This is a genomic window from Mycobacterium sp. ST-F2 (genome assembly GCF_001905655.1).
Classification (GTDB): Bacteria; Actinomycetota; Actinomycetes; order Mycobacteriales; family Mycobacteriaceae; genus Mycobacterium.
Window position 1 is genome coordinate 146,355 of the sequence record NZ_JMHT01000006.1, and the last position, 24,416, is coordinate 170,770.

The 24,416-nt window shown below is 64.0% G+C and carries 27 protein-coding genes and 1 pseudogene; 11 read left to right on the forward strand and 17 right to left on the reverse strand.

What is annotated here, in order from left to right; genetic code table 11:
* Position 1 precedes the first annotated feature (1 nt).
* Positions 2-733, reverse strand: a complete 732-nt coding sequence (locus tag EB75_RS03495; RefSeq protein WP_073694085.1) for an LpqN/LpqT family lipoprotein — start codon at positions 731-733, stop codon at positions 2-4.
* Positions 734-969: 236 nt separating this feature from the next.
* Here EB75_RS03495 and EB75_RS03500 point away from each other — a divergent pair, with 236 nt between their 5' ends.
* The 3 genes from EB75_RS03500 to EB75_RS03510 are packed head-to-tail and all read left to right on the forward strand — an operon-like array spanning position 970 to position 3,207.
* Positions 970-1,506: an anti-apoptotic protein gene (locus tag EB75_RS03500; RefSeq protein WP_073694118.1), complete on the forward strand. Its 537-nt coding sequence runs from the start codon at positions 970-972 to the stop codon at positions 1,504-1,506.
* 3 nt (positions 1,507-1,509) lie between these two features.
* Entirely contained in the window at positions 1,510-2,874 is a 1,365-nt protein-coding gene (locus EB75_RS03505) for a neutral zinc metallopeptidase (protein ID WP_073694086.1), read from the forward strand.
* 21 nt (positions 2,875-2,895) lie between these two features.
* Positions 2,896-3,207: a hypothetical protein gene (locus EB75_RS03510; RefSeq protein WP_073694087.1), complete on the forward strand. Its 312-nt coding sequence runs from the start codon at positions 2,896-2,898 to the stop codon at positions 3,205-3,207.
* Between the two features lie 10 nt (positions 3,208-3,217).
* Here EB75_RS03510 and EB75_RS03515 read toward each other — a convergent pair whose 3' ends face one another.
* From EB75_RS03515 to EB75_RS03525, 3 genes and pseudogenes are all read right to left on the reverse strand, one after another.
* Positions 3,218-3,733, reverse strand: a complete 516-nt coding sequence (locus EB75_RS03515) for a nuclear transport factor 2 family protein (RefSeq protein ID WP_073694088.1) — start codon at positions 3,731-3,733, stop codon at positions 3,218-3,220.
* Between the two features lie 11 nt (positions 3,734-3,744).
* Entirely contained in the window at positions 3,745-4,347 is a 603-nt protein-coding gene (locus EB75_RS03520; RefSeq protein WP_073694089.1) for a TetR/AcrR family transcriptional regulator, read from the reverse strand.
* Between the two features lie 2 nt (positions 4,348-4,349).
* Positions 4,350-5,161, reverse strand: a pseudogene (locus EB75_RS03525) (SDR family NAD(P)-dependent oxidoreductase).
* Positions 5,162-5,260: 99 nt separating this feature from the next.
* On the opposite strand from EB75_RS03525, the gene EB75_RS03530 reads away from it, so the two are divergent.
* Both EB75_RS03530 and EB75_RS03535 read left to right on the forward strand, forming a co-directional pair.
* Entirely contained in the window at positions 5,261-6,124 is an 864-nt protein-coding gene (locus tag EB75_RS03530) for an LLM class F420-dependent oxidoreductase (RefSeq protein WP_073694090.1), read from the forward strand.
* Positions 6,121-6,618, forward strand: coding sequence for a nuclear transport factor 2 family protein (locus EB75_RS03535; RefSeq protein ID WP_073694091.1), 498 nt, complete (start codon positions 6,121-6,123; stop codon positions 6,616-6,618). The genes EB75_RS03530 and EB75_RS03535 overlap by 4 nt, the downstream gene beginning before the upstream one ends.
* Here the strand turns inward: EB75_RS03535 and EB75_RS03540 are convergent.
* From EB75_RS03540 to EB75_RS03555, 4 genes are all read right to left on the reverse strand, one after another.
* Complete coding sequence (locus EB75_RS03540) at positions 6,615-7,220, reverse strand: TetR/AcrR family transcriptional regulator (RefSeq protein WP_073694119.1); 606 nt, start codon at positions 7,218-7,220, stop codon at positions 6,615-6,617. The genes EB75_RS03535 and EB75_RS03540 overlap by 4 nt on opposite strands.
* 111 nt (positions 7,221-7,331) lie before the next feature.
* On the reverse strand, positions 7,332-8,387 hold the full coding sequence (locus EB75_RS03545) for a DUF6670 family protein (protein WP_073694120.1): 1,056 nt from the start codon (positions 8,385-8,387) through the stop codon (positions 7,332-7,334).
* Between the two features lie 17 nt (positions 8,388-8,404).
* Positions 8,405-9,238: an SDR family NAD(P)-dependent oxidoreductase gene (locus EB75_RS03550; RefSeq protein ID WP_073694121.1), complete on the reverse strand. Its 834-nt coding sequence runs from the start codon at positions 9,236-9,238 to the stop codon at positions 8,405-8,407.
* Positions 9,239-9,310: 72 nt separating this feature from the next.
* Positions 9,311-9,706 carry a hypothetical protein gene (locus EB75_RS03555; protein WP_142239407.1) on the reverse strand — a complete coding sequence of 132 codons (396 nt, stop codon included), beginning with the start codon at positions 9,704-9,706 and terminating at the stop codon, positions 9,311-9,313.
* 233 nt (positions 9,707-9,939) lie between these two features.
* On the opposite strand from EB75_RS03555, the gene EB75_RS03560 reads away from it, so the two are divergent.
* Complete coding sequence (locus tag EB75_RS03560) at positions 9,940-10,623, forward strand: GAP family protein (RefSeq protein WP_073694093.1); 684 nt, start codon at positions 9,940-9,942, stop codon at positions 10,621-10,623.
* Between the two features lie 8 nt (positions 10,624-10,631).
* On the opposite strand, the gene EB75_RS03565 is transcribed toward EB75_RS03560, so the two are convergent.
* From EB75_RS03565 to EB75_RS03595, 8 genes are all read right to left on the reverse strand, one after another.
* Positions 10,632-11,087, reverse strand: a complete 456-nt coding sequence (locus tag EB75_RS03565) for an SRPBCC family protein (RefSeq protein ID WP_073694094.1) — start codon at positions 11,085-11,087, stop codon at positions 10,632-10,634.
* Positions 11,088-11,143: 56 nt separating this feature from the next.
* Positions 11,144-12,838: a dipeptide ABC transporter ATP-binding protein gene (locus EB75_RS03570; protein ID WP_073694095.1), complete on the reverse strand. Its 1,695-nt coding sequence runs from the start codon at positions 12,836-12,838 to the stop codon at positions 11,144-11,146.
* Positions 12,838-13,797 carry an ABC transporter permease gene (locus tag EB75_RS03575; protein ID WP_073694096.1) on the reverse strand — a complete coding sequence of 320 codons (960 nt, stop codon included), beginning with the start codon at positions 13,795-13,797 and terminating at the stop codon, positions 12,838-12,840. Before EB75_RS03575 ends, EB75_RS03570 begins: the two co-directional genes overlap by 1 nt.
* Entirely contained in the window at positions 13,790-14,716 is a 927-nt protein-coding gene (locus EB75_RS03580) for an ABC transporter permease (RefSeq protein WP_073694097.1), read from the reverse strand. The genes EB75_RS03575 and EB75_RS03580 overlap by 8 nt, the downstream gene beginning before the upstream one ends.
* Positions 14,717-14,719: 3 nt before the next feature.
* Positions 14,720-16,339, reverse strand: coding sequence for a peptide ABC transporter substrate-binding protein (locus EB75_RS03585; RefSeq protein WP_286150066.1), 1,620 nt, complete (start codon positions 16,337-16,339; stop codon positions 14,720-14,722).
* Between the two features lie 281 nt (positions 16,340-16,620).
* Positions 16,621-17,355, reverse strand: coding sequence for a ScoMcrA-related endonuclease (locus EB75_RS28650; protein WP_142239408.1), 735 nt, complete (start codon positions 17,353-17,355; stop codon positions 16,621-16,623).
* Positions 17,356-17,569: 214 nt separating this feature from the next.
* Positions 17,570-18,142, reverse strand: coding sequence for a hypothetical protein (locus tag EB75_RS03590; protein ID WP_083611944.1), 573 nt, complete (start codon positions 18,140-18,142; stop codon positions 17,570-17,572).
* Between the two features lie 39 nt (positions 18,143-18,181).
* A complete protein-coding gene (locus EB75_RS03595) occupies positions 18,182-19,042 on the reverse strand; it encodes a GIY-YIG nuclease family protein (RefSeq protein WP_083611946.1) in 861 nt (286 codons plus the stop codon).
* Positions 19,043-19,257: 215 nt separating this feature from the next.
* Between EB75_RS03595 and EB75_RS03600 the strand changes: the two genes are divergently transcribed.
* The 5 genes from EB75_RS03600 to EB75_RS03620 all read left to right on the forward strand — a co-directional run bounded on the left by EB75_RS03600 (position 19,258) and on the right by EB75_RS03620 (position 22,640).
* Positions 19,258-19,566, forward strand: coding sequence for a hypothetical protein (locus EB75_RS03600; protein WP_174557614.1), 309 nt, complete (start codon positions 19,258-19,260; stop codon positions 19,564-19,566).
* Between the two features lie 545 nt (positions 19,567-20,111).
* The gene (locus EB75_RS03605; RefSeq protein WP_286150067.1) at positions 20,112-20,327 is read left to right on the forward strand and encodes a DUF2188 domain-containing protein; all 216 of its coding nucleotides are present in this window, start codon (positions 20,112-20,114) and stop codon (positions 20,325-20,327) included.
* A gap of 47 nt (positions 20,328-20,374) precedes the next feature.
* Positions 20,375-20,959 (forward strand): hypothetical protein, encoded by a 585-nt coding sequence (locus tag EB75_RS03610; protein ID WP_286150068.1) that lies wholly within the window; start codon positions 20,375-20,377, stop codon positions 20,957-20,959.
* Positions 20,960-21,253: 294 nt separating this feature from the next.
* Positions 21,254-21,847, forward strand: a complete 594-nt coding sequence (locus tag EB75_RS03615) for a recombinase family protein (protein ID WP_073694100.1) — start codon at positions 21,254-21,256, stop codon at positions 21,845-21,847.
* A complete protein-coding gene (locus tag EB75_RS03620) occupies positions 21,834-22,640 on the forward strand; it encodes a hypothetical protein (RefSeq protein ID WP_073694101.1) in 807 nt (268 codons plus the stop codon). The genes EB75_RS03615 and EB75_RS03620 overlap by 14 nt, the downstream gene beginning before the upstream one ends.
* 20 nt (positions 22,641-22,660) lie before the next feature.
* Here EB75_RS03620 and EB75_RS03625 read toward each other — a convergent pair whose 3' ends face one another.
* Positions 22,661-24,226 (reverse strand): GmrSD restriction endonuclease domain-containing protein, encoded by a 1,566-nt coding sequence (locus EB75_RS03625; protein WP_217267676.1) that lies wholly within the window; start codon positions 24,224-24,226, stop codon positions 22,661-22,663.
* Positions 24,227-24,416 lie beyond the last annotated feature (190 nt).

Consider the following 24,416-nt stretch of genomic DNA (forward strand, 5'->3'; position numbering starts at 1 on the left):
GTCAGAACGTGATCTTCAACGATTTGTCCACCGCTTCGAGCGCCTGGAACAGCTCGTGGCCCTGGCTCTCGTCGCTGGTCGCGTTGATCTGCAGCACGTACAGACCGTCGGGCCCCTTGAAGACCACCGTCTCCTGACCGAAGGCGGCCTTGCCGCCCTGCATGTCGTACGTACCGGCGATCCGGAACGCGGGGAAGCCGGCCGACTCGCCCGCTTCTTCACCGACGGACTCGAAACCGGGGAGGTTCTTGACCTCGCCACCGGCGAGTTTGAGCAGTTTGTCGGGATCCACGGGACCGTCGAGGCGCGACACCAGCGCGATGATGTTCGGCGTGTAGCTCATGTTCTGCGCGCCCTCCCCGGTGTAGACGAGTGCGCCGTACGCGTAGTCCGGGGTGTCATCGCCGGCACTGTCCCAGCCGGCCGGGCGGTCGATGTCCACGTTGGGCGAACCTGGATCCCCCGGGTGGATCGACGTCTCCTGGATCTTCTCTTCCTTGATGTAGTCGGCGATGGTCTGGTTCTTGCCGCCGGACTCGTCGGCCTTGCGCGGCTTGAGCTTGGGCGCCGCCTTGGCCGACGACGTAGCGCTCGAGCTGCTGCTCGAACTCGACGAGGTAGAGCTCGAGCTGCTCGTGCTCTTGCCCTTGTCGCTGCCTCCGCACGCGCCGAGCGTCAAGCTCAGGCAGACCGCGGTGGCGACGGCGATGACAGGCCGATGCGACATCTGCATCGTGACTCCTCAGGGGTAGGCGGCGGACGTCGGTCACGTCCTCGGCGTCACCGTATTGACGGTGGATTGGAATTTCGTTGAACCCGGTGCCGTCGGTGGTTGGAATACCGCCGCTCGCCAACCTGACCTGGGCGGAATTCCAACCGGATTCCAACTCCGCGGCGCTAACTTTTGCCGTCCGGCTTGATCAGTGCGGCGCCGGTGGTTGGCGCCCGAACTTGGAAGGGGTTGGCGACATGACCAACACGACGTGTCAGAGGCTCGTTCTGGCATCCGCGATCACGGTTGCCGTGTTCGGCGCCGCCGCCTGCTCCAGCGGGACGCCGTCCGTGAGCAAGAAGGACGTCGAGAGCCAGATCATGACCAAGATGACCGGGACGGACGGCAAGAAAGCCGATTCGGTGACCTGCCCCGAGAACCTTGCCGGCCAGAAGGGCGCCGAGATCAACTGCACCATGAAGGTCGGCGACCGGACCAGCACCGTCAACGTCACGGTCACCAGCATCGAAGGCGAACAGGTCAAGTTCGACATGGTCCAGACCATCGACAAGGACCAGGTCGCCAACCAGATCAGCGAGGAGCTGGGCCAGCAGTTCGGGACCAAGCCCGAATCGTTGACCTGCCCGGAGAACTTGAAAGGCACACCCGGCGCGACCCTTCGGTGTGAACTCAAGGACAGCGGCCAGACGTACGGCGTCACGGTCACCGTCAACAAGGTCGACGGCTCCGACGTGAACTACGGGTTCAAGGTCGACGACAAGCCCAAGTCGTAAGCGATGCGAATTCACCGGGCCCTCCGGCGGGCCTCCGCGCTATTGGCGGTCTGCACCTTGGCTGTCGCCGGCTGCGGCGACAAGCACCTGAAGCCCGCAGCGGAGCCGTCGTCGTCGACGAAGCCGATGGCACCGCCTGCCGAGATCCACGGCGACGCCTCGGATCCCGTGAACAAGATCGTGGCCCAAGCCATCGGCAACATCGAAAGTTACTGGACGAGCGAGTTTCCCAAGCTTTACAAGAAGGACTACACGCCGGTCAAGGGCGGCTTCTACGGCGTGGACCCGAAGAAGGGCCCGGTGCCGCCCTGCGCGGACTCGCCGGAGGAGGTCGCCGGCAATGCGTTCTACTGCTCCAAGGGCGACGATGTGGCCTGGGACGCGACGGGGCTGCTACCCGACTTGCAAAAGAAATTCGGTGACTTCGTCATTCCGGTCGTCTTGGCCCACGAGTGGGGCCACGCCATCCAGGCGCGGGCCAACTTCCAGGGCGAGACCGTGACCAAAGAAATCCAGGCCGACTGCTTCGCCGGGGCGTGGGCCGCCCACGCAAAAGACATCTACAACGTCAGCGGCGGCGATATGGACTACGCCCTCGCCGGTTTCCTGTTCCTGCGCGATGAACCGGGCACCGCCAAGCACGATCTGAGTGCGCACGGCAGTGGGTTCGACCGGGTGAGCTCGTTCCGCACCGGGTTCAGCAAGGGCCCGAAGGCCTGTGCGGACTATCGCAACGGCGACCCGGTCGTGGTCGAATTGCCTTTCAACGACGCCGCCGACCAGGCCTCGGGGGGCGAGGCCCCGTATGACGCGATAATCGACGGTGTCCCAGAGGATCTCGAGGACTACTTCACGCAGCTGATCCCCGAGCTGACCGACGGCAAATACGACTGGACACCGCTGAAGGCGCCGCGCAAGATCGATCCCGAAAAGGCACCCGACTGCGGCGGCAAGTCGATGAAGGGCCAGGTGCTGTACTACTGCGTGGACGGCGACTACGTCGCGTTCGACAACGTGAAGACCATGCCCGAGATCTATGACAGCGGCGGCGATTTCTCGGTCGCGACGCTCATCGCAACGCAGTACGGGCTGGCGGCGCTGATGCGAATGGGTCAGCCTCAGGACTCGAAACAGACCTCGCTGCGCGCAGACTGCCTGGCGGGTTCCTGGGCTGCCAGCATCCTGCTGCACAACCGCCCCAACAGCAGATACAGCCTCTCACCGGGCGACTTGGACAAGGCCGTCGCCGCCCTGCTGCTCTACCGCACCGACGGCGGCGACGTCGAACACCACGGCCAGGGGACCGAACGCATCGACGCCTACCACCGCGGTGTGTACGACGGCGCCAAGCCCTGCCTGACCCTCTGATATCCCTCATCAAGGAGCACCATGACCCAACCCGACCCGACCGCCGCCGCCGGCGAGGTACCCGAGGAGCAGAAGACCTCGGCCGGGCGCGGCCTGTTGAACTCGATGCACCCGAAGGTCTTCTTCTCGATGGCCGACGGCTATCCCGTTGGCGTCAAACAGTTTCTGCAGTTCTGTCTGCTGCTGATCTATCCGGGCTGGCTGATCGCGGCGCCGCTGTGCGGAGCCGTCTACTACGCCGGGTACGGAGTGCTGTGGGTGTTGTTCTGGCCCCTGCGCGCCTGGATGAAGACGAACAGGCCCGAGGAGTACGCGGCCAGTCAACTGAAGTGAGCGTGCGCCCCTACCGCTTGAGGAACGCGAAGAAGTGCGGTGTGGTGTCGACCCGAAGCCGGGTCAGCTTGCGGTAGCTGATCAGCCACTCGCCGTTTTCGAGACGGTACTGCTCGTGATAATGGCCGTAGCCGTGCAGGTGTTCCTCGACGTCTCCGTTGGTCCACCACAACTTGTCCTCCATGGCCCAGATGCCGGTGGCTGTGGTGTCACTGGTCAACTCGATCTCGGGGGTGTGGCCGTGGTGGACGGTCGTGACGGTGGTGCCGCCGTCGAGCAGTGACCGGATGGCCCGCGTCAGCGGCTCCTTGCCGACCACGCGGTTCGTGGATCCGGGCTTGGGCGTCCAGTTGTTGTTGTCGGGCAACCCATCCCAGGTCTCAGAGACGACGTCGTCGGTGTGCAAGGTCGGATAGACCTCCCACTGCTTGGTGTCCATGCACCGCAGCCGGCGGGCGAAGGTACGTTTGATGGCCTCGATGGCGTGCGCCTGGTCGCCGGTGCTCAGGGTGATCTCGGTGGTCATGCGATCTCGTTTCAGGTGGTTCGGGTGCGCCGGCGCCAGGGCGCCAGGAGCAGTTCGCAGGCCCGGCGCATGTCGCGCTCGGCCTGTTCGGGCGTCGTCTCTCCGGTGATGGCCCAGGACAAGATGCCGTACGCGCACTGCTCGAGCAGGAGCGCGATCTGCGTCTGATCGGCGGTGGGCGCGGCGATCCCGGCAACGGTGAGGATGTTGCTCCGCAGGTTGTAGTCGCCGCTGACCGTCGATTCGGCGCGCCGGGCGTTGACCGACGTGATCATCGCGCGGGCAAGTCGGGGGCGAGCCAACATGTTCCGGATGATGCCGGTCATCAGTTCGGTGACGTCGGCGACGGGATGGCCCGTCGTCGGGCCCGGCGGTGCGGCCGTCTGGGTGTAGTGAAACAACAACGCCGCGAACAGATGGTGCTTGGTGGGGTAGTAGCGGTAGACGGTGGTGATCGACACCGCGGACTGGTCCGCCACGTCCTGCATGCGGACTTCCTCCAGTCCGTGCCGCGCCCCGAGCCGCGCCGCGGTGGCGAGTATCCGCTCGCAACGATCGATCTGCGCGGGGGTCCGCGGAATGGCCGGTTCCCGGTCGAGTGGTGCACGGGGCATGGTTACTCCGGTGGCCCAGAAGGGGTGCCCTGCAACATCTTCTGGATCATCGCGTGGGATGCCAGCAGCACCTGGCCGCGGTTGTCGGTGGCATGGACGGCCGGGCTGCCGGCGTGCGTCGAGATGATGTGGACGGGACCGTTGGCGAGGTTTGCCAGCCCTTCGCGCGCGACGTCGGCCGGATCGGACGCCGGCATCCCGGGGATGTCGAAGTTGAGGCCGACCCGCTCCATCGCCGGCGTCCGGGTGAGGCCGAGGACCAGTTCGAGCACGTGCACGTTGTGTTCGCGCAACTCCAGCCAGAGGCCTTCGGCGTAGATCCGGCTGAAGGCCTTCACTCCGCCGTAGACGGTGTGCCGAGCCGAGCCGAGGTGCCCCGAGAGCGAGCCGACCAGCACCAGCCCACCCCGGCGACGCTCGCGCATCGGGGCACCGAAGTGGTGAACCAGCCGCAGTGGGGTTGTGACGTTCAGGTCGATGACGCGCTGGAAGGCGGCGAGGTCGCCGTCGAGGAACTCCGCGCTGTGGGTGTTGGCGCCGGCGTTGTAGATGACCAGGCCTACCTCCAGATCGTCTGTGGCACTGATGATCTCGTCGACGCCATCCTCGGTGGTGAGGTCGACGGCAAGTTCGCGTACCTCGGCGCCCCGAGGTCGCGACAGCGGGCCGCGGTGGCGTGCAGCGGCCCGGGCTTGCGTGCGATCAGCACCAGGTTGAGGCCGGCCTGCGCGAGCTGGGCCGCGAACTCGGCGCCGACGCCTTCCGAGCCACCCGCGATGACCGCCCACGGCCCGTACTGCTGCACCTGCAGCATGTCCTCGCTAGACAAGTTCTCGCTCCATATCTAAAATTCATTTTAGTTTTCTGCGTCCGAGGGTATCCGATCCAGACGCCTGAATGGAAGGGCGTACGCATGCGGATAGGCCTGCAGACACCCGTGGTGATCCAAGTTCCCGCCACGGCGTCGACGTGGGAAGCGAGCGCCGGCGCAGCCGAGATCGGTGAGATCGCCGCCGTCGCAGACCTGCTCGGCATCGACTACCTGACCTGCTCCGAGCATGTCGTCGTGCCATCAGACGTCGCAGCCATCCGGGGATCGACGTATTGGGATCCGTTGGCCACGTTGGCTTTCATCGCCGGACGCACGTCACGGATTCGGTTGGCCACCTCGGTTCTTGTGCTGGGCTACCACCATCCGCTGGAGATCGCCAAGCGCTACGGCACCCTCGACCAGGTCAGCGGTGGCCGGCTGATCCTGGGCGTGGGCGTCGGATCGCTGCGCGAAGAGTTCGATCTGCTGGGCGCCGCCTGGGATGACCGCGGGGCCCGGGCCGACGAGGCGATGAGCGCCGTGCGAGACGCCCTGTCCACCAATCGCCCAGTGCACCAAGGCAATTACTACAAGTACGACTCGCTCGTCATGGCTCCCTGCGCGCTGCAACACCGGGTACCGATCTGGGTGGGCGGCCGGACCCGCCGTTCGCTTCGCCGCGCCGTCGAACTCGGGGACGGCTGGATGCCCTTCGGCCTCTCGGTAGCCGAGATCTCGACAATGCTTGCCGCGGTGGAACTTCCCGAGTTCTTCGACATCGTGCTCACCACGCGGCCGCTGGATCCGATGGGCTCGCCACAACAGACGCTCGACGAACTCGGCGTGCTCGACGACGCCGGTGCGACGGCCGCGACGTGCGTCATCGCCTCCCGATCCGCGGCGCACTGCTGCGAACAGCTCGGCGCGCTGGCCGATCTGACGAACCTCCTCACGGATCAACGGTGACCGAACAACGGCTCGCAGAGCTCGAGGCCCGGCTGCGCCGCATCGAGGACGAACGCGCCGTCGAGCGGATGATCGCGTCCTACGGGCCACTCGTCGACGCCGGCGAAGCCGACGCCGTCGCCGCGATGTGGGCACCGAACGGGGTGTACGACGTCGAGAACTGGCTCATGACGGGACCCGCCGACGTCGCGGCCATGGTGCGCTCACCCGGCCACCAGGAGTTCATCACCACCGGGTGCACCCATTTCCTGAGCCCTGCCGTCGTCACGATCGACGGCAACGAGGCCGTCGCGGTGTGTGAGTCGACGCTGTTGCTCAGGCGCACAACGACTTACGAAGCCATCCGGGCCGGTGTCAGCTACTTCCACCTGCGCCGCACCGCGGAATCGCCGCACGGTTGGCTGATCGTCAAACGCGTCACGCGCCTGCTCGACGGGACCGAGCCGCCCCGCCGGTTGTTGGCAGCGGGCATCGCAGGACGGATCCTGAACTAGCCCCGCGCGCTGTCCAGCGTCTGCCCGGCCATGGCCGCCAGGACCCGGTGGGCACGGGCGACCATCGCCGCCGCGGACTCCTCGGGGTGATTACGCCAGAACAACATCAGCGCCGACACCATGTGCTCCCACACGCCGGTGGCGGCGACGAGATCCACGGGATCCGTCAGCCCGACCCCTCCGAGGGAGCGTGACACCCCCGCGAACGCCTGCTGGCGCAGGATCGTCCGCTGCTCTCGCGCGGCGTCACGTGCCGGGCCGTGGGGGACCGACCGGTCGAACAGCACATGCCAGTCGCCCGGATGCCCTTCGAAGGTCGAGAAGATGGCCGCCAGCACCGGCTCACCTGCGGCGGCACCCGCCCCCGTCAGGTGATCAGGCGACTTGAGCGCGTCGCCGACCGCCGCCTCGATCTGGTTTCCGATCTTGGCGACGCATGCGGCGTAGACCGCCTCCTTGGATCCGAAGTAGCTGATGATCAGCGTCTTGGAGACGTCCGCCTGGGCGGCGATGGCGGCCAGGGACGCACCCGCGTAGGTGACTCGGCTGAATTCGGCGATCGCGGCCTCGATGATCAGCTGCTCACGCTCACCGCGCGGCACCCCTTTGGTGCCGGTTCTGCCGCTGACGGGCCGCGTGGTCATCGGGATAGCCTAGAGCCGGCTGACGTTCATGACACATTCTTGACCGCTACCCGGGACGAACGGGCCGATTCAGTCCGGCTGGACGTCGATCCACTCCAGATACGCACTGCCCGAGACCGGTCCGGTACCCCAGGTACCGGTATAGGAGTACGCGGCGACATATCCCGGTCCGTGTCCGTGGCGCCACGGCGAGTCGACGGTGCCGACCAGGGCCAGCACCTCACGGCTGCCATCACGCACCGACCACTTGAACCTCCGGGGCCGGCGCATGGTGTTGCCGCGGTCGTCGACCAAGGGTTCGCCGTACTCGGTGACCGCGAAGTGGACGTCCGAGTAGACCTCTGTTTCTCCGCCGAGGACGCGCACGTGGGCCAACTTGCAGGCGGTCCGGCCGCGGGCCCGGACGTCGGTCAGCAGCACCTGGGTGCGCGCGTCGAGGTTGATGATCTGGTAGGTGAAGAAGTCCAGCGGCAGCTTGAGCCGGGCCGGCACCGGACGGCGCGTAAGTGCCTGGTGCGTGCGGATTCTCGCGTACTCGAAGGTGCCCAGACCGCCGACCTCGACGCCGTCGACGGTGCCGGTGTAGGGCGCCAGCAGGCTCAGGTGGTCGTAGATGGGCGACTTCACGAAATACGAAACCTGGTCTGTGACATCGAGTTTCAGGTCGACATCGAACTCGGGGTAGCGGCCGCGGACGACGACGTGGGGCAGCGCCACATTGATGGCCAGGTCGTCGGCCCAGCGCAGCCGACGAGCGTCACTGGTGAACCAGCAGTCGGTGTGCATGTCGTAGGCCCGGTAGAAGCGCTGGTCCGCGTGCGCCGTCGACGAGAACACCGTCGACGTATCGCGCGCGTCGGGGGCCACCAGGTGGTCGAGGTCGAACAGTTCCGCACCCGACGCACCCAGCAGTGTCATGGTGTTCAGGTAGCGGTACGGGTCCGGGAGATCCGGAACGAATACCCCGAAATGCGTTACGCCCCAGGATCGGGAGACATCGTGGGGCCGGAGAATCTCCGGGGCGTCGAACGGCCGGCGAGACGCAGGCAACCGACTGTCGACCAGTGGCAGCACGCCGTCGATGACGACGCGCGACAGCGCGCGGGAGATCATGTGCTTCTTCATGGGGTCCTTGCCTGGGGTCACGTGAGGGCCGCGAGAGCGCGGTCGGCCGCGGTGGGGGAGATCAGGTCGATGGTCGGCAGCACCGCGCGCAGCACGGCGGGGCTGACCTCGACCGGCTGGTGCGTCACGGCCCGGACGATCCAGCGTCCCGCCTCTTGCGCCGACAATGCGGCGGCACCTGCGTATTCGACTGTGGGCGCGATCATTTCGGTGCGCACCAGCGGGAAGTACACGTTGGTGGCGCAGATTCCGGGATGCGGCCGCTCGGCGTTGAGACTGCGGCCGAAGATCGCCAGCGCGCTCTTCGACGCCGCGTACGCCGAGAACCGCGGAAAGGTGTTGGCGTGCAGCCCCCAGGTGCAGACGTTGACCACCTGACCGCGGCCGCGCTCGATCATGCCCGGCAGCAATCCGAGACTCAGCTGCACGGCGGCCAGGTAGTTCAGCGACATGGTGCGCTGGTAGTCGTGCAGCCGGTCGGTGGCGTCGACGATGCTGCGCCGGATCGAGTGGCCGGCGTTGTTCACGAGCACGTCCACCCGCTCGCCGGTGAGGTCCTCGAGCATCCGGGCGGTGGCGTTCTGGTCGGCCAGATCACAAGTGCGCCAATAGCATCCGGTCTCGTCGGCCTGGGTTCGCAGTTCGTCCTCGCGGCGCGCGACAGCGATGACAGTGGCTCCGCGGGCCCTGAGCTGGGTGACGGCCTGACGCCCGATACCGGCCGATGCGCCCGTCACCACGACGGTCAGGTCACCGACATCTCGCCCCGGCCCTGCCAGCGCGGTGTCGAGCCGCTCGGGCAGCAGCGTGCGGCGCTGGACGAGATCCAGGATGGCGTTGCGAACGGACATGGCTTCCTCCCACACGGTGATCTCACCGGGACGTCGCCGATATTACCATGCGGTCACTTATTGGGCGCGGTGTCAGCTTGCAATGCTGGATCCGCCCATCCACAACGGGGGCTCGCAATGGTCGCCTTTCGCGGCGTACGGATTCAGGCCGCTCCACCGCCGGCGACGTGTCATCCGCTCGTAGTGTTCGTCGGCCACCGACTTCAGAAAGTCGACACTGCCACTCATGAAATCCAGCCCGTAGCCGGTCAGCACGTACTTGGGCAGGTCCGGTACAGACTGCTCAGAGATGTCGTATCGCTCGCTGCGGTGGTGCGTCCCGCGTTCATCGACATCGGCGGCCCACCGGAGCACCGACGGCCGGCGCCAGGACGTCGCCGCCGCCTCCACGACGGTCCGCCAATCGACACCGGGTTCGGGTGCGACCCACGCAGGTGCCGGGATTTCGTGGACCATCTGTGCCCTCATGCCGATCCCCTTCCCCAGCTCGTGCACCGAGTGTGGGCATGGGCACCGTGATCAAGGAAGGATCGCCGGCCTGATCGGCCAGGTTCCTCGCACAAATCAAAGATTCGGCGCCTAGAGCATCCGGCCCGCTGGTCATGACGACCGCTGCCACCCGCTTGCCATGGGCAGCGCCGGCGGCTCCGCCATACTGGCCCGGTGGGGGCTGGAGATTCAATGCGGTTTGGCTGCGGAGCATGACAGCACTCCTGCTGACATTGGCGGGTTTGGCGTTCCTCGACTCGCTCAATGTCCTGAACATCGGTGTCGTCTCGGCGGTGATCTACGGCAGTCGATTGAACCGTCAGTCTGCGATACCGGGTGGCGTGTGTTTCATTGCCGGAGTCCTGGCGGTGACAACGGTTTTCGGCTTGTGTGCCGTCCTGGGCCTGGGCTTACTAACAGAACTGACCAATTTCCAGCTGACGCCTACGGTGAGGTACTGGGGCGAGATCGTGCTGGGACTGGTTCTGATCGTGCTGGCGTTCTTCCCGATGGTCGCCCAAACCACTGCGCCGGGGTGGGCCCTGGCTGCGATGCGCCAGCGCCCGTGGCTCCTCGGATTCCTCGGCGCCGCAATCGGTCTCGGCCAGGCTCCTACCGCTGTTCCCTACTTGGCAGGCCTGGCGATGATCTCGGCTCTGAACCCTCGTCCGCCGACCTGGCCAGTAATAGTGATCGTGTACTCGGTCCTCACCATGCTGCCGTGCATGGTGCTCCTCGGCCTGTCCACCAGCGGAAGTAAACGGGCCGACCAGGCGCAGCGCTGGTTGGTGCGAAGTCTCACCCGATACGGTCCGATCGGAGTGCGCCTCTTGTTCCTGGTCGCTGGAGTGGCGTTGTTCGCGGACGCAGTGGTTCACCGCAACCGATGGTGGTGACACCGACCTCAGACAGTCTCGACCTCGGCCTTGATCCGGTTGAGCGTCGTGGTCATGTCCCGGATGTTGCGCCGGGTGCGCAGCTGGCCACCGAAGATGCCGAACACGGTGTCGAGCAGGCCGGGCGTCATCCAGAACGACTCGGTGACATCCGTGCCGTCACCGGCCGGCGCCAGGGCGTAGTGCCAATTGTTTACCGCCTTGTCGCCGGCAAGCACCGCGAAGCCGAATTCGCGACCGGGCTCGCAGGCCGTGACGCGGCACGTCGTCCAGTAGATCGGCCCGATCTCGTTGCGCTTGACGTGGCCGCGGAACCGCGCTCCCAATGCGGGTCCGGTCGCGCCGTCCAGCCATTCAGATTCGAACACCTCCGGCGAGTACTTCGGGGTGTTGCGGATATCGGCGATCAGGTTCCAGACCCGGTCCGCCGGGGCGTTCATGTGGACGGTGACCGAACCTTTCATGCGGCGATCCTATCCACCTGTGATTCCCGTCAGACCCGTTGGCTTGTCCACCCGGATCAGCCGGCGAGCCCGATCGTTCCGCCCGGGATCGCGTCGATCAACATTCGGGTGTAGTCGGACGTCGGGTTCTCGTACACCTGCTCGGTGGGCCCGGAATCCACCACCTCGCCGCGGGACATCACGATCACGTTGTGGGCGATCTCCTTCACCACCGCCAGGTCGTGGGTGATGAACAGGTAACTCAGGCCGAGCTCGTTCTGCAGATCGCGCAGTAGCGTCAGGATCTGCGCCTGCACCAGGACGTCCAGCGCTGACACTGCCTCGTCGCACACCACCACCTCAGGGTTGAGCGCGAGCGCGCGGGCGATCGCGACGCGCTGCCGCTGACCACCGGACAGCTCGTTGGGGAAGCGCTGCATGACCGACTGCGGCAGCGCGACCAGGTCCAGCAGCTCCTTCACTCGCGCGGTGCGGGCGGACTTGTCTCCGATGCCATGGATGTTCAGCGGCTCGGCGATGGCCCGGTAGATGGAGTACATCGGATCCAGTGACCCGTAGGGGTTCTGGAACACCGGCTGCACCCGGCGGCGGAACTCCTTCGCGTCGGCGCCGCGTAGCGACGTGACGTCCTTCCCGTCGAAATGCACTGTGCCCGAGGAAGCTTCCAGGAGACCGAGCACCATGCGCGCCACCGTCGACTTTCCCGAGCCGGACTCACCGACCACCGCGGTGGTCGTCCCGCGCCGCAGGGTGAAACTGACATCGTTGACGGCACGGAAGGTGGACCCGCCGCGGAACGGGACGGCACCGCGGATCGGGAATTCCTTGACCAGGTTCGCGGCAACCAGGACGTCCTGGGGGCCGGACGGCGCGTGCTGGGTGGTGCCGACCTTGGGCTGCAGCGCCTGGTCGCCGACAAGCTCGCCGTTGGTACGCCGGGAAGCCAACGAGGGCGCCGCGCGGACCAGCCGCTTGGTGTACTCGTGGTGCGGGTCCTGCAGGATCTGCAGGGCCGGTCCCGACTCGACCACCCGCCCCTTGTACATGACGACAAGGTGGCTGGCGCGTTCCGCGGCCAGCCCGAGATCGTGCGTGATGAGCAGGACCGCGGTGCCGAGCTCGGTGGTCAAATCCTCGAGGTGGTCCAGGATCTGCCGCTGCACGGTCACGTCCAGGGCCGAGGTCGGCTCGTCGGCGATCAGCAGCTTCGGCCGGCAGGCGAGTCCGATCGCGATCAGCGCCCGCTGGCGCATGCCGCCCGAGTACTCGTGCGGGAACTGATTGACCCGCTTGTCGGGGTCGCGCATGCCTGCCTCGCTGAGCAGCGCGATCGCGCGTTTGCGTGCGTCACCCCGCTTTGCCGCGCCATTGGCCTGCAGGGTTTCGCGGATCTGAAATCCGACGCGCCACACCGGATTCAGGTTGGTGTTGGGGTCCTGCGGGACCAGGCCGACGCCGCTGCCCCGGATTTTCTCGAAGTCGCGGCGGGACGCGGTGGCCAGGTCCTGGCCGTCGAACAGGATCTGACCGCCGGTCACCTTGCCGGTCCCCGGCAACAGGCCGAGTACCGCGGCGGCCGTGGTCGATTTGCCCGACCCGGACTCCCCGACGATGGCCACGGTCTGCCCCGGGTAAACGGTGAGGCTCGCGCCCCGCACCGCGGGCACCGACCTGCCCTGCGCCCGGAACTCGACCTGCAGGTCGCGGATGTCGAGCAGCGGCGCGGCGCCGTCGTTCGGTGTCTGAGCCATCAGCGGGTCCTCGCTTTCGGATCCAGCGCGTCGCGCAGCACGTCACCGAGCATCATGAAGGTGAGGACGGTGATCGCCAGCGCCGCCGCGGGATAGAACAGGATCGGCGTGCCCTCGCGGAGCAATTGCTGCCCGGCCGCGATGTCGATGCCCCACGACACGGCCGTGGACGGTAGCCCGATGCCGAGATACGACAGGGTCGCCTCGGTGACGATGAAGATGCCCAGCGAGATGGTGCCGACGACGATCACCGGGCCCAGTGCGTTGGGTATGACGTGGGTGAACAGGGTGCGAACCCGGGACGCTCCCAGCGAGCGTGACGCCGTGATGAACTCCTCGTTGCGGACCGCGATCGCGGCCGCTCGGGCGATGCGCGCGATCTGCGGCCAGCTGAAGATCGCGAGCACGATCACCACGGTGAATACGGTGCGAGAACTGATCATCTGCATCGTGACCACCGCCGCGAGGATCAGCGGGATGCCGAAGAAGATGTCCGACAGCCGCGCGATCACCGAGTCGATCCAGCCACCGAAGAAGCCGGCTACGGTGCCGAGCAGGCCGCCGATCAGGACCACGACGATCGTGGTCAGCACGCCCACCGCCACGGAAGCACGGGCGCCGTAGATCGTTCGGGTGTAGATGTCGTAGCCCTGCCGGTCGGTCCCGAACCAGTGCTCCGAGCTGGGCGGGAGCAGCGACTGCTCGAGCGAGCCGTAATGCGGGTCCTGACTGGTGAACAGTCCCGGGAAGAGCACGACGACCACGATCATCGCGAGCAGCAGCATCGACACGATGAACTCCGGTTTGGTGCGCAGCTCCAGCCACGCCGACTTCCAGAAGCCGGCGGGCTGCACGTCGGCGGCGACCGCGTCGATGGCGCCGACGCTGACCTCGTCGGGGCCCGCGACGAAGCGCTCCTGGCCGGGGTACAGAGTGGGTTGAGTCCGGCCCTCAGGCATAGCGGATCCTCGGGTCGAGGGCGGCGTAGAGCAAGTCGACCACCACGTTGGACGCCAGGTAGATGAGCACCAGCACAGTCACGAAGGACACGACGGTCGACGACTCGCCCCGGATCACCGCCTGATAGATGGTGCCGCCCACTCCCGGGATGTTGAAGATTCCCTCGGTGACGATCGCGCCGCCCATCAGCACACCGAGGTCGGCGCCGAGGAACGTCACCACCGGGATCAGCGAGTTGCGGAGCACGTGCACCAGGATCACCCGCGGGCGGGACAGCCCCTTCGCCGTCGCGGTCCGCACGTAGTCCGCCGAGAGGTTCTCCGCGATGGACGAGCGGGTCAGCCGGACCACGTAGGCGAACGACACCGCGCCGAGCACGAATCCCGGCAGCAGCAGGTGATAGAGGTCCAGGTGGCCGCCGACGGTGACGGGGACGATCTGCCAGCGCACACCGAACAGGTACTGAGCCGCGAAGCCGATCACGAAGATCGGGACGGCGACGATGAGAAGCGTCACGATCAGGATCGTGGTGTCGAACCACTTTCCCTTGTTCAAGCCCGCCAGCACGCCGAACGTCACGCCGAACACCGCCTCGACAGCCAGCGCGATGAGCGCGAGGTCGACCGTGACGGGGAAGGCGCGTTTCATCACGTCGAACACCGGCTGGCCCGAGAAGGAGGTGCCGAAGTCCAACCGGAACACTCCGCTGATGTAGTGCCAGTACTGCAGGTAGAACGGTTGGTCCAGGTGATACTGCGCACGCAGTGTCGCGATCAGCGCGGGTGACATGGGCTTGCCGCCGCCCAGCGCGGAGATCGGGTCGGCGGGCAGCAGGAAGACGAGCGCGTAGATCAGGAAGGTGGCGCCGAAGAACACGATCACCACCTGTCCGAGCCGGCTCAATCCGTATCTCAGCATCGGCTATCCCTTGGTGTTCTCGGCGACGTCGCCCTTGGTGATCTGGGTGAAATCGGCCAGACCGTTCCAGGTCAGCTGGGCCGTCACGCCCGGTCCGACGCCGCCGGCCGCGATGTAGTCCCAGAGGGGTATCACCGGGAGGTCGTGCATCAGGATCGCCTGGGCCTGATTGACCAGCGCGTACGACTGGTTCGGGTCGAGCGCCCGTTCGGCCTCGATGAGCTTCGCGTCGAACGCCGGTGAACTGTAGACCGGATCGTTGGAGCCCGCGCCGGTCACGAACTGGGGCTGCAGGAACTCGATCATCGACGGGTAGTCGCCCTGCCATCCGCTGCGGAATGCGGTGCGAATGGTCCGCTTGGTGATTTCGTCCCGGACCTGCTTGAACGTCGGCTGCGGAGCGCCGTGCGCGTCGATGCCGAGCGCGTTCTTCAACTGATTCGACAACGCGTCAACCCACACCTGGTGATCGCCGTCGGAGTTGTACGCGACCTCGAACGATCCCGACCAGGGCGCCATCGCGTCAGCCTGCGCCCACAGTTGCTTGGCTTTGACCGGGTCGAACTTCAGCACATCGTTACCCGGGATGTTCGGGTCCCAGCCCGGTAGCGACCGGGCGGTGAAGTCCTGCGCCTCGCCACGGGCGCCGCGGAAGATCACCTTGATGATCTCGGGCCGGTTGATCGCCATCGAGATCGCCGCGCGTCGTAGGCGACCCTCCTCGCCGCTGAAATGGGGCAGGTAATAGGGGATTCCGATCTGCAGGTTCTGGGCGGTCGGTTTGGTCAGCGCCCGGCGCCCGAGCACTTTCTTGTACGTGCCCAACGCACTCACCGGCACCGTGTCGAGCACGTCGAGGTTGCCGGACTCGAGGTCGGTGTACGCGGTGTCGAAGCTGCTGTAGAAGATGAAGCTCAGGCCACCGTTCTTCGGCTTGTCCGGACCCTGGTAGTTCGGGTTGCGCACCACGTCGAGCTTGACGTTGTGCAGCCAGGCGTCCGGGCCCTTCAGCATGTACGGGCCGTTCCCGACGGGATGCTCGCCGAACTTGGCCGCACCCTCGGTGAAGAACACATCGGGCAATGGCTTGAACGGCGTGAATCCGAGCCCCAGCTTGAAATCGATGTTGGGGCTCGTGAGGCGCACCGTGAACGTGTAGTCGTCCACCACCTTCAAGCCCGACATCTCGGTCAGCGGCGAACCCTCGGCGGCGACGGCCTCGTATCCCTCGATCGGCGAGAAGAAGCTCTGCTGCAGCTGCCCGTTGACGGTGGCCGCACCGAAATTCCATGCGCGGACGTAGTTTTCGGCTCGCACCGGGGTGCCGTCGGTGAAGGTCCAGTCCCGTTTGAGGTGAACCGTGTAGTTCTGGTTGTCGGTGGTGTCCACAGACTCCGCGTTCGCCAACACCGGCGTGCCGTCGGCGGTGTAGCTGTAGAGCCCCGTGAACAACGAATCGACGACGCGACCGCCCATGTTCTCGTTGGTGTTGGTCGGCACCAGACCGTTCTGTGGTTCACCACCGTTGACGGTGATGATCGCGTCCGGGCCGGTGCCATAGTTGCCGCGCGCGCCTTCCAGGCTGCACCCCGACGCAGCCAGCACCACGCCCGTCGCCGCCACGCACAATGACCTCGCTGCCCATTTCACTGTGGACCTCCGATCGCGGGCCTTCACATTTCCACAGGTCGATGCCGTCGGCCAGGCAAGAATCGCTAGGTGCCGGCTACGCGCTCGCGTAGGACGAGTGCGTTCATCGTCGGGTTGTGGTGAATGACGAACCGCCGTTCGGCGTTCTTTCGTATCCGCGGCGGGAATCCTCGACCCCACGCGCACCCGCGGTCTGGCCGCCCAGCGCGGTGCTGCTCGAAGGCCCAATTGCAGACCCTTTCATTGTCCCGCAATCAATCTCGGACGAAGCCGTCATCCTCGGGCCAAATTGCAGTTACTTCATTCGCTTTCAGTAGCGCACATAGGTCAGCAGAGGGTCGGTGCGGCACAAGTACAGTCAATAGCTCCGGACGCACATATCGTGCATAGTCCAAAATCTGCCCCAAAGCGAGCCGTATCGCACCACGATCGGCCGAGGACTTAGCTTCGGTTAGCTCGCCTGTCGTCTCATCGAAGAGGTCAGTGACCAGTACTTCACCCTCGACAGAGATTGTCTGGCGATAGACCGTATGGCCTTGGGATCGGAGATGGGCCGCGTATGCATCGACAAGGAGCGCCTCGTTTCGTTGGCGCACGCCCTCTGGCTCCAATGGCGACTGCACCGTATACACCTCTGAAATGCTCTGTTCCAGAGCGATTGAACGCACATATACACGCTGATCTGGCTTGGCCGGAGCCGACGGTAGTTCATCGGTGACTGTCAATCCGAGGCGCCGAAGTACGTTGCGGGCCTGCCCTGCCTTGTAGTCCGGATCGCCGCCGGTAATGAAGGTGCCGGTTGCGTAGCCATTGGCAACACCGACAATGGCCTTCGCCTCGTAGTGGCGTCCGTCGTGCAGCAAAAATATCGACCGTGCCTCGCCGAAGCGGTAATGCCGCAGGAAATCGCCCCGTCCGCGTCGGTCATAATCTGCCACCGCTGCGAGGACGTGGGCCCGTTCGATTGCAGAACTGCTCAGTTTGGTCATCGGTCGCGTTCCTTGTGTGAAGCTCGGACTCGGGAGCTGCTCGGATGGATTCTGATGCCTTGCATTGGGGTCGAACGCACTGTCCCACGTGAGCGTCTGCTGTTCAGCGGTTCGGATTCTCGCTGGCTAACACCGCCCAACATGTCAGGGGGCTCTGATCGGACCTGCCCCGACCGTCCGTGAGGGCACCGGGTCAACGGCATGTTATTTGGCACTATGGGCAGTAGTCGCACACGCCGGTTGCAGGTAGCTGGGTGTGGTGGACAGGGCAGAGCTTTGGCGGTGCTTCACGTTTGGCCTGCGCTCGCTTGTAGTCCCGCGATGCCTTGGCTTGCGGAGTTAGTGTAGGTTCGCCGCCGTCGGGTGGAAGGTCTGCGCCGAAGTAGCGGTAGCAGTCGAGTCGCGTCCTCGCAGCGTGATCATCGAGTTGCTCGAGTGTTTCCGTCGGGCCGCGGTCGCCGGCATTCTTCTGATGATCGGCTGCAAGCACGGCGCGATAGCCGTTTCCTACGGTTCCCTCCGCCGTCACACATAGTGAGCTGAGCTGTGGGAGGTCATTAAGGACGCAGTGCCTGATGACACGGCCGAGGAGCTCACCAATCCAGTTCGTTATCAGCGCCTTGTGGGTGATGCCGGTCTGGTCCTGGACAAACTCAGCAAGCTGCTTGTAGGTGACGAAACTGTTGTAATGACTGGCAGTGTCACGAAGGAGCCCAATGGCGAACGGCTCCCACGCGTCGTACGCGTCCTTCATCTCGACAAAGGCGCCGTGCTTGTCGTGGGGCATAGTCCATCCCTTCTGCGAATCCTCCCTAGCAAAGGTCCGCTAGTTTCGGTTGTTTCCAAAGGTTCTCGACATGAGGACCTGCTTCCAATACACCTCTCGGTCAATCACTCGTTGGTCATCGGTGCGCAACGGCAGAAATTCAAGGAGTGCGAACCGCAGGTTTTCGAGGGCGTACTGTTCGCCCTTCTCCGCGACGAGCGCTTTTAGTTCAACGTTCCCGCCGTGCAACGTTGTCGCATAGGTGCAGAGACGCTGCCAGATCCCCGTGTCGCCGTATGCGGCCCCGACGTACGGGGCGCCGGTCTGCTGGTCGTGGATCACATACACGCCCTTCATCGCCTCCAGCGCGCTCCGCCAATCGGGGCGGTTGTGCCGCACAATTCGCTGCAATTCCCGCAACGAGTGGTCGATGCTGTCGACCCCCGGAAACTCCTCACCTTCGTATGGCTGCTCCAGCACTGATGCCACAGTCATCTGGTCCATATGTGCTTCCAGGTTCAACCGCGTATTGCGCCCAGGGGGACGGAACTGAATCACGAGGCGTTTGATGTACTCGCCCAAGATGTCCTCGCGCAGCTCCAGTTCATAGGAGCGCGCGTTCGAAATGGGTTGGCGCCCCACCACCTCGAACACTCCGCCGAATAGCCATCGATCGGCGGCTTTGCGCTCTCGCGCCATTGTGAAAATGAAGTCACGCTTGAAATGGTCGACAGCACCGCGCCATCGACTCCATCCGACCCACTCATCCCAATCGTTGGCCAAAACGTCGATCGGCTGAATTTGCTGTTCGTTGACTACAGCGCAGTGCAACTTGAAGGCCGACTCGTCGAAATTGCCGAATAGCCCACGCAGCGGTATTGAAGCCAGATCCGGCTTGCGCTGATGCGGCTGTTTACCCATAGAACCTCCTCGCGCTCACAGGTTATCCACCCAATCACCCCGCTTTGAGCAGCCACCGATAGCCGCGCACGGGGACTATCGAACAACCCCTGCGAGGCATCGCCGTTCGAGTGGACTTCGGCTCGGTGCGCAAGGCCGATTCGTACCCTCCGCACAACCGCTCATGGCCAGAAAGCGCGCAATATGCGCTGGGTTATGCGCCGAGAATTCTCATCATGAGTAAGCGTGTGAGCCTGATCCTTAGCGACTCAGACGAGGCCCAGATTGGTCCCTACCTGGACAAGGTTTCACCTGCCGTCGAGGTGCTAAGCCGTTGGGCCAACGAACACGACGCCTCCGGCGACATCAAGTCGGAAGCGGCGGCGTTGCGCGCGCTGCTGCAAGCGGGAGCCGAAGCCCTCAAGGAGCACGTTCTGGATGTCGACTACGCCCAGCTGGCCACGGAGTTCAACACCGAGCCGTCCAGCGTCGGACGTCGCGCAGCGCGTGACGACTACGCCCGCCGGACCGAGAGTCGCCGATGAGCCGTGCGCCGCGGCCAGGCATACCGGTGGATCGGATCTCGAGTACGGCGCCAAGCCGCGATGCCCTCATCGATAACTCGCGGAACAGAAATCTCGATGCCGTCCCGGCGACACGACACGCCGAGACACGACCGCTTCCCACTGCAGTTATCCACAAAGAATTACACTTGTGTAATTCTGGCGTCTAGCCCGCTGAACTGTGTGTTTACGAAGTTGTCCACAGAAGCGCGGCGGTCTCGATCCGAGTATCCACACCGTCGCCGAAATGTTGTTGATTCGCGATGCCGTGTCGTGTCCGGTGCGCGTCCTATGATCCAAGAAGCTCCAGACCAGGAACCTGGGTTGGAGCCGAAGCCCACGGTCTGGAACCTCTTGGCTGCTCTGGCAGGCAGGCCTCGACGGTAACACCAGCGCCGGCTGGGGGTGTCGGTAACCCACCGATATCCGACCCTGGGCTTCGCTTTTGCGTGCGGATGGACCTTACGCAACTTGCGAAGACAGGAGACGACAAAGTGACAACCAGGCAGGGGCCGAACGCCCGACACGTGGTTCCAAGCAAAGGCGGCGGCTGGGACGTGAAAAAGCCCGGGGCGACCCGCTCGAGTGCCCACGCGGAGACGCAGAAGGAAGCAACCCGGCGCGCCACGCAGATCGTGCGCAACAGCGGCGGAGGCGAAGTCCGCATCCACGGACGCGACGGCAAGATCCGCGATTCCAGCACCGTAGCCCCCGGCAACGACCCCTTCCCGCCGAAGGGCTGAATCCATTGTCAAATCCACTCGAGACCAGGATCAGCCTCGTCAGCTTCATGGACTTCGTTACCGCGAAGGCCAGCCAGCGAATCACCGTGGTGCGGTCCATCGCAGAGATGTACGCCGAGGATTACACGCGGGGCCCCGACTTCTACCGAGACGTCCGAGAAGCGCTGCGCGAAGGGATCATTCGCGGCGATGACGTCCGCCGCCTGAACGAAGCCGCAGCAAGCCACGCCGGCGACAATAGGCGGGACAGCTACCGGGCAGTTGCCGCGGGCTGGGAGCAGTGGCGCCAGCGCAAGGCCCTGTCCGTGTTCGCCACAACCGAGAAGTGGCGCGAGCAGCAACTGCAAGTGAACGTGTCACCGGCCTTCATTTGGCGGCAGCGCGGCGGCAGCCGACTCGTCGTTCCCTACTACAAGGGTGAAGAACTCTCGACCGACGCCGCACAGGCCGCGACCCGCATTGTTGAGTTGACGTTCGGTGCTGAGCATGGTCGCGCAGCAGTCCTTGATGTTCGGCGAGCACGTCTTCACCAAGCGCGCCAACGCCGCTCGCGTGACTATGACGCCTGGCTCTCGGGCGAGGTGTCGGCGTTTCTGCGGATGCTTCGGTCGATTGGACGGCCGGCCGCCTAGGCACGCGGGCACTGGACTTTGCAGTGCCCAAACACCGACTCATCAACTGCGGCATACATATCCGTGCATAGCCCGCGGCGACGAAGAGTCTCCGAGGACCGTGCTTCGATACTCGGATCCACAACAGACGTTGCGACCTCAAGTAGGTCGCAACTGTCGCCGACCGTGGGCGGCCGGGACCCACGCCAATAACGACCATTTTTGGGACATCTCAATCGCGACACGCCGACCTGCCGGTTTGCTGCCCCGAAAACGTGTGCCAGAACTGTCGGTGCCCCGTGGTAAACCAAAGGCATGCGCTTACTGGGTTACGCGCGCGTGTCCACCCCCGAGCAGAGTTGTGCCGGCCAACTCGACGCTCTCACGGCGGCCGGGTGCGAGCAGGTATGGGCCGAAGTGGCATCCGGCGCGCGCGCACGACGACCGGCGCTCGATGAGCTGCTCGCTGTTGTACAAGAAGGCGACACCGTAATGGTGAGCCGACTGGATCGATTAGGCCGGTCGCTGCCACATCTTCTGAATCTCGTTGAGGATTTGACGAACCGCGGGGTGGGGCTGCGGTCGCTGGCAGAGCAAATTGATACGACCAGCGCGACCGGCAGGTTGGTGTTGCATGTTTTTGCGGCGCTGGCCGAATTCGAGCGCAGTCTCAACCACGAGCGCACGATCGCTGGACTTGCGGCCGCCCGGGCACGGGGCCGCGTTGGCGGCCGACCCCGGGCGCTGCGCGGCAGCCGGCTGGTGCACGCGCGAGAGATGGCGGCCGCTGGTGTCGCGGTCACGGAGATTGCCGACACCCTGCTCGTCGGACGCTCGACGGTATATCGGGCACTGCGCCAAAACGCGATCACCGGAACGACGGGAGACAGAGCCCATGGCGATGACTGACCATGACCGCAAGAAGCTGTGGGGGAAAGCAGCGGGGACCTGCAGCATTTGCCGTAAAGGGCTGGTCCACCAGGCCGAACACCCCGATGACCGCGATGCCCTCGTCGGCGAAGAAGCCCACATCATCAGTGCATCCCGCAACGGTCCGCGCGGCTCTGCCTCTGTTCCCGGGATGGACTTCGACGGCTACTACAACCGAATTCTCTTGTGCCGCATCGATCATCGGATCGTCGATGAGCAGCCACACACGTACACCGTTGAGAAGCTGCGCACGATTAGGTCCGAACATGAGCAGTGGGTCCACGATCGGCTACATGTCATGCCCGATGAATCGGCGAGCACGCCCGTGGGCGTACGCCTCAAACACCCCGGCCTCGGAATGGTCCTACCGCGCCTACGCACAGGCAAGGACGCCTGGCACGCCGTCATCGGCTCTTCGTTCTATCTCCTTGACCCTGTCGACGAGGATGACGCTTCGCCGGAAGCGTGCGACATCGCCGACAAATTCCTCACGAACCTCAAGGACTACGGCGAACTGCACGACGTGATTACAGACAGTGGATTCGAGTCGATCCGCGAAGCGCAGCGAGACCTGCGCCGCGGGCTCGATGAACTCGCTAGCCAAGGTCTGACGGCCTTCGGCGCCCAACGAGACATGCTGATCACCGGTGGGAGTGCGCCGCCAACCCCATGCACCATGGCTGTGGTTGTAATTCGCCCACAGAACGAGGTAGGAGACGACAACGAACTGCCTATCGTCTTCCCTTCCCCGCTCAGGTCCTCGAGTGGCTGACCCCACTCAGGCATGCCTAACTAACTCGTGACAGATTTGGTCAAGCCCATCAGCTCCCGCGCATATTCGAGGAGCGCTTTTGCACGTGCTCGGGTGAAGGCTTCGTAATCGTCATCAAATAGGGAATTCGGGCAGATGGCGGCTGCAATTATTTCGTCGACCGCCGCGACTGGCATACGTTTCCGGTATTCGCTTGGCGCATCACCGCTCAGTACCTTGTTGTCAATCGACGATATAATCGCAAAATTTGCGAGTCGGTTTATGTCTGTCGTGGTCTTGCCGAGCTTCTTTAGAAAGCTACGAGGCATTAGATGATGGAACTCTTCACGGTTGTACGCCTGTAAAACGGGGCCGAGATCGACGATCTGACCTGAAATAAACGAGCGCGGACCCTTGTGCGCTAGCATCAAAATTAATGCCTTCGTGTGAACCGTCCCTATAGTGAAGGACTGCTCGATGAAATATTCTTGATCCAACGACGCCACAAAGGAGTCTAGAGCAGAAGACTCGCCCCTTTTCAACGCTTTCATTTCGTGAATGTCTCGTTTGAGATTCCGTAGGACACCAGCACTGAATCTCCTGGAGAAACACGCTCTCCAAAACCAACGTTCGATGGTTCCGCGCTGAGAATCGGTCATTTTCACACTAGAAGTTTCCGGCGCGGCGAAATAGACGGCTAACGGCACCAGGAGAGACGCATACGGCAGGTTTGCAAGTGTTTTTACGCTCAAGTTTGCGCGCAAGAAGTCAATCGCCCCGCGCACTCCGTTTTCGATCTCGTCGAACCTTGACCTGACCTCCGTCCCTTTAAGGCCCATCAATGTCGCAGGTGACGCGTCGTCTGCGACGATTGCTGCGCAGCACCTCAAGATCAGGTTGGTGTCCTCCGCGATATCCCCGAAACCATAGGGTGCGACATCTTCCGTAAGGTTTCGAATTCGCTCCTGCAAATCGAAATTATCGCTCCATGTCCATGCAGATAGTAGTTGGAATGTATCCAGTTCCACTCCAAGCCGGTTTACACGCTCGAATACGATCGCGACCTTAGCCCGGTCTTCAGTAGCTACTTCTTGCGTAGGTATTGCAGCTTCTTTAAAGATGGCCTGAACGCTATCGATCAGCTTCGCTTCGTCCGAGTTTAAGTGCTCGGTTGCCTGTCGATACGCTGTTACATCGAATAGTGTTCTTATAGGGAAGTGGCGCTCAATGTCCACTTCTTCACGTGGTAGGCACAAGAATTGGCTTTCTTGGAGGTCAGACTCCGCAGCCATGTCGAAGTAGATATCCGTCCAAGACGCGTCCTCCACCGGGTTTAGCTCTGTTTGAAATACGCCGAATATGGATGTCAGCCTCTGCTGACCATCGAGGACGTAGTCGATCGGATACTCGGGCTCGATGTCTGGAAGTACAAACGGGCCGCGCTGCCGCTCATGGATGAGCTTTTCTTTCGTCCGCCATAGTATTAGGGAACCGAATGGGTAGCCCTTATGGATCGAATCCATAAGGTACGCAACGCGTTCGGCATCCCAAACGAAGCCCCTCTGAAATGCTGGAACTCGAATTGTTCCATTTTGGACCTGTTCCAAGATCTTCCGGATAGTAAGAGGCATTGTCGCTCCCCGCAGCTCGCCAAGAATTGCCAGCGTACTTCATCGAAAGTCGACCAGATGCCGCTTCGCGACTCTATAATCTGGAGGCGATGGTCCATCGTGCGTGTCGAGGTCGATGGCGTGTTCCCTGTGAATGAGTCCAGCGTGTTTTAGAGTCCCGTGGCCC

What these genes read in the sequence shown, in the direction of transcription:
- EB75_RS03515 (WP_073694088.1), bottom strand. Translation starts at nt 3,733, where the DNA reads ATGACCACCGAGATCACCCTGAGCACCGGCGACCAGGCGCACGCCATC.
- EB75_RS03595 (WP_083611946.1), bottom strand. Translation starts at nt 19,042, where the DNA reads ATGGGTAAACAGCCGCATCAGCGCAAGCCGGATCTGGCTTCAATACCG.
- EB75_RS03530 (WP_073694090.1), top strand. Translation starts at nt 5,261, where the DNA reads ATGCGGATAGGCCTGCAGACACCCGTGGTGATCCAAGTTCCCGCCACG.
- EB75_RS03495 (WP_073694085.1), bottom strand. Translation starts at nt 733, where the DNA reads ATGCAGATGTCGCATCGGCCTGTCATCGCCGTCGCCACCGCGGTCTGC.
- EB75_RS03620 (WP_073694101.1), top strand. Translation starts at nt 21,834, where the DNA reads ATGGCGATGACTGACCATGACCGCAAGAAGCTGTGGGGGAAAGCAGCG.
- EB75_RS03575 (WP_073694096.1), bottom strand. Translation starts at nt 13,797, where the DNA reads ATGCCTGAGGGCCGGACTCAACCCACTCTGTACCCCGGCCAGGAGCGC.
- EB75_RS03545 (WP_073694120.1), bottom strand. Translation starts at nt 8,387, where the DNA reads ATGAAGAAGCACATGATCTCCCGCGCGCTGTCGCGCGTCGTCATCGAC.
- EB75_RS28650 (WP_142239408.1), bottom strand. Translation starts at nt 17,355, where the DNA reads ATGACCAAACTGAGCAGTTCTGCAATCGAACGGGCCCACGTCCTCGCA.
- EB75_RS03520 (WP_073694089.1), bottom strand. Translation starts at nt 4,347, where the DNA reads ATGCCCCGTGCACCACTCGACCGGGAACCGGCCATTCCGCGGACCCCC.
- EB75_RS03610 (WP_286150068.1), top strand. Translation starts at nt 20,375, where the DNA reads ATGGACTTCGTTACCGCGAAGGCCAGCCAGCGAATCACCGTGGTGCGG.
- EB75_RS03550 (WP_073694121.1), bottom strand. Translation starts at nt 9,238, where the DNA reads ATGTCCGTTCGCAACGCCATCCTGGATCTCGTCCAGCGCCGCACGCTG.
- EB75_RS03505 (WP_073694086.1), top strand. Translation starts at nt 1,510, where the DNA reads ATGCGAATTCACCGGGCCCTCCGGCGGGCCTCCGCGCTATTGGCGGTC.
- EB75_RS03500 (WP_073694118.1), top strand. Translation starts at nt 970, where the DNA reads ATGACCAACACGACGTGTCAGAGGCTCGTTCTGGCATCCGCGATCACG.
- EB75_RS03510 (WP_073694087.1), top strand. Translation starts at nt 2,896, where the DNA reads ATGACCCAACCCGACCCGACCGCCGCCGCCGGCGAGGTACCCGAGGAG.
- EB75_RS03580 (WP_073694097.1), bottom strand. Translation starts at nt 14,716, where the DNA reads ATGCTGAGATACGGATTGAGCCGGCTCGGACAGGTGGTGATCGTGTTC.
- EB75_RS03600 (WP_174557614.1), top strand. Translation starts at nt 19,258, where the DNA reads ATGAGTAAGCGTGTGAGCCTGATCCTTAGCGACTCAGACGAGGCCCAG.
- EB75_RS03615 (WP_073694100.1), top strand. Translation starts at nt 21,254, where the DNA reads ATGCGCTTACTGGGTTACGCGCGCGTGTCCACCCCCGAGCAGAGTTGT.
- EB75_RS03555 (WP_142239407.1), bottom strand. Translation starts at nt 9,706, where the DNA reads ATGAGGGCACAGATGGTCCACGAAATCCCGGCACCTGCGTGGGTCGCA.
- EB75_RS03570 (WP_073694095.1), bottom strand. Translation starts at nt 12,838, where the DNA reads ATGGCTCAGACACCGAACGACGGCGCCGCGCCGCTGCTCGACATCCGC.
- EB75_RS03565 (WP_073694094.1), bottom strand. Translation starts at nt 11,087, where the DNA reads ATGAAAGGTTCGGTCACCGTCCACATGAACGCCCCGGCGGACCGGGTC.
- EB75_RS03590 (WP_083611944.1), bottom strand. Translation starts at nt 18,142, where the DNA reads ATGCCCCACGACAAGCACGGCGCCTTTGTCGAGATGAAGGACGCGTAC.
- EB75_RS03560 (WP_073694093.1), top strand. Translation starts at nt 9,940, where the DNA reads ATGACAGCACTCCTGCTGACATTGGCGGGTTTGGCGTTCCTCGACTCG.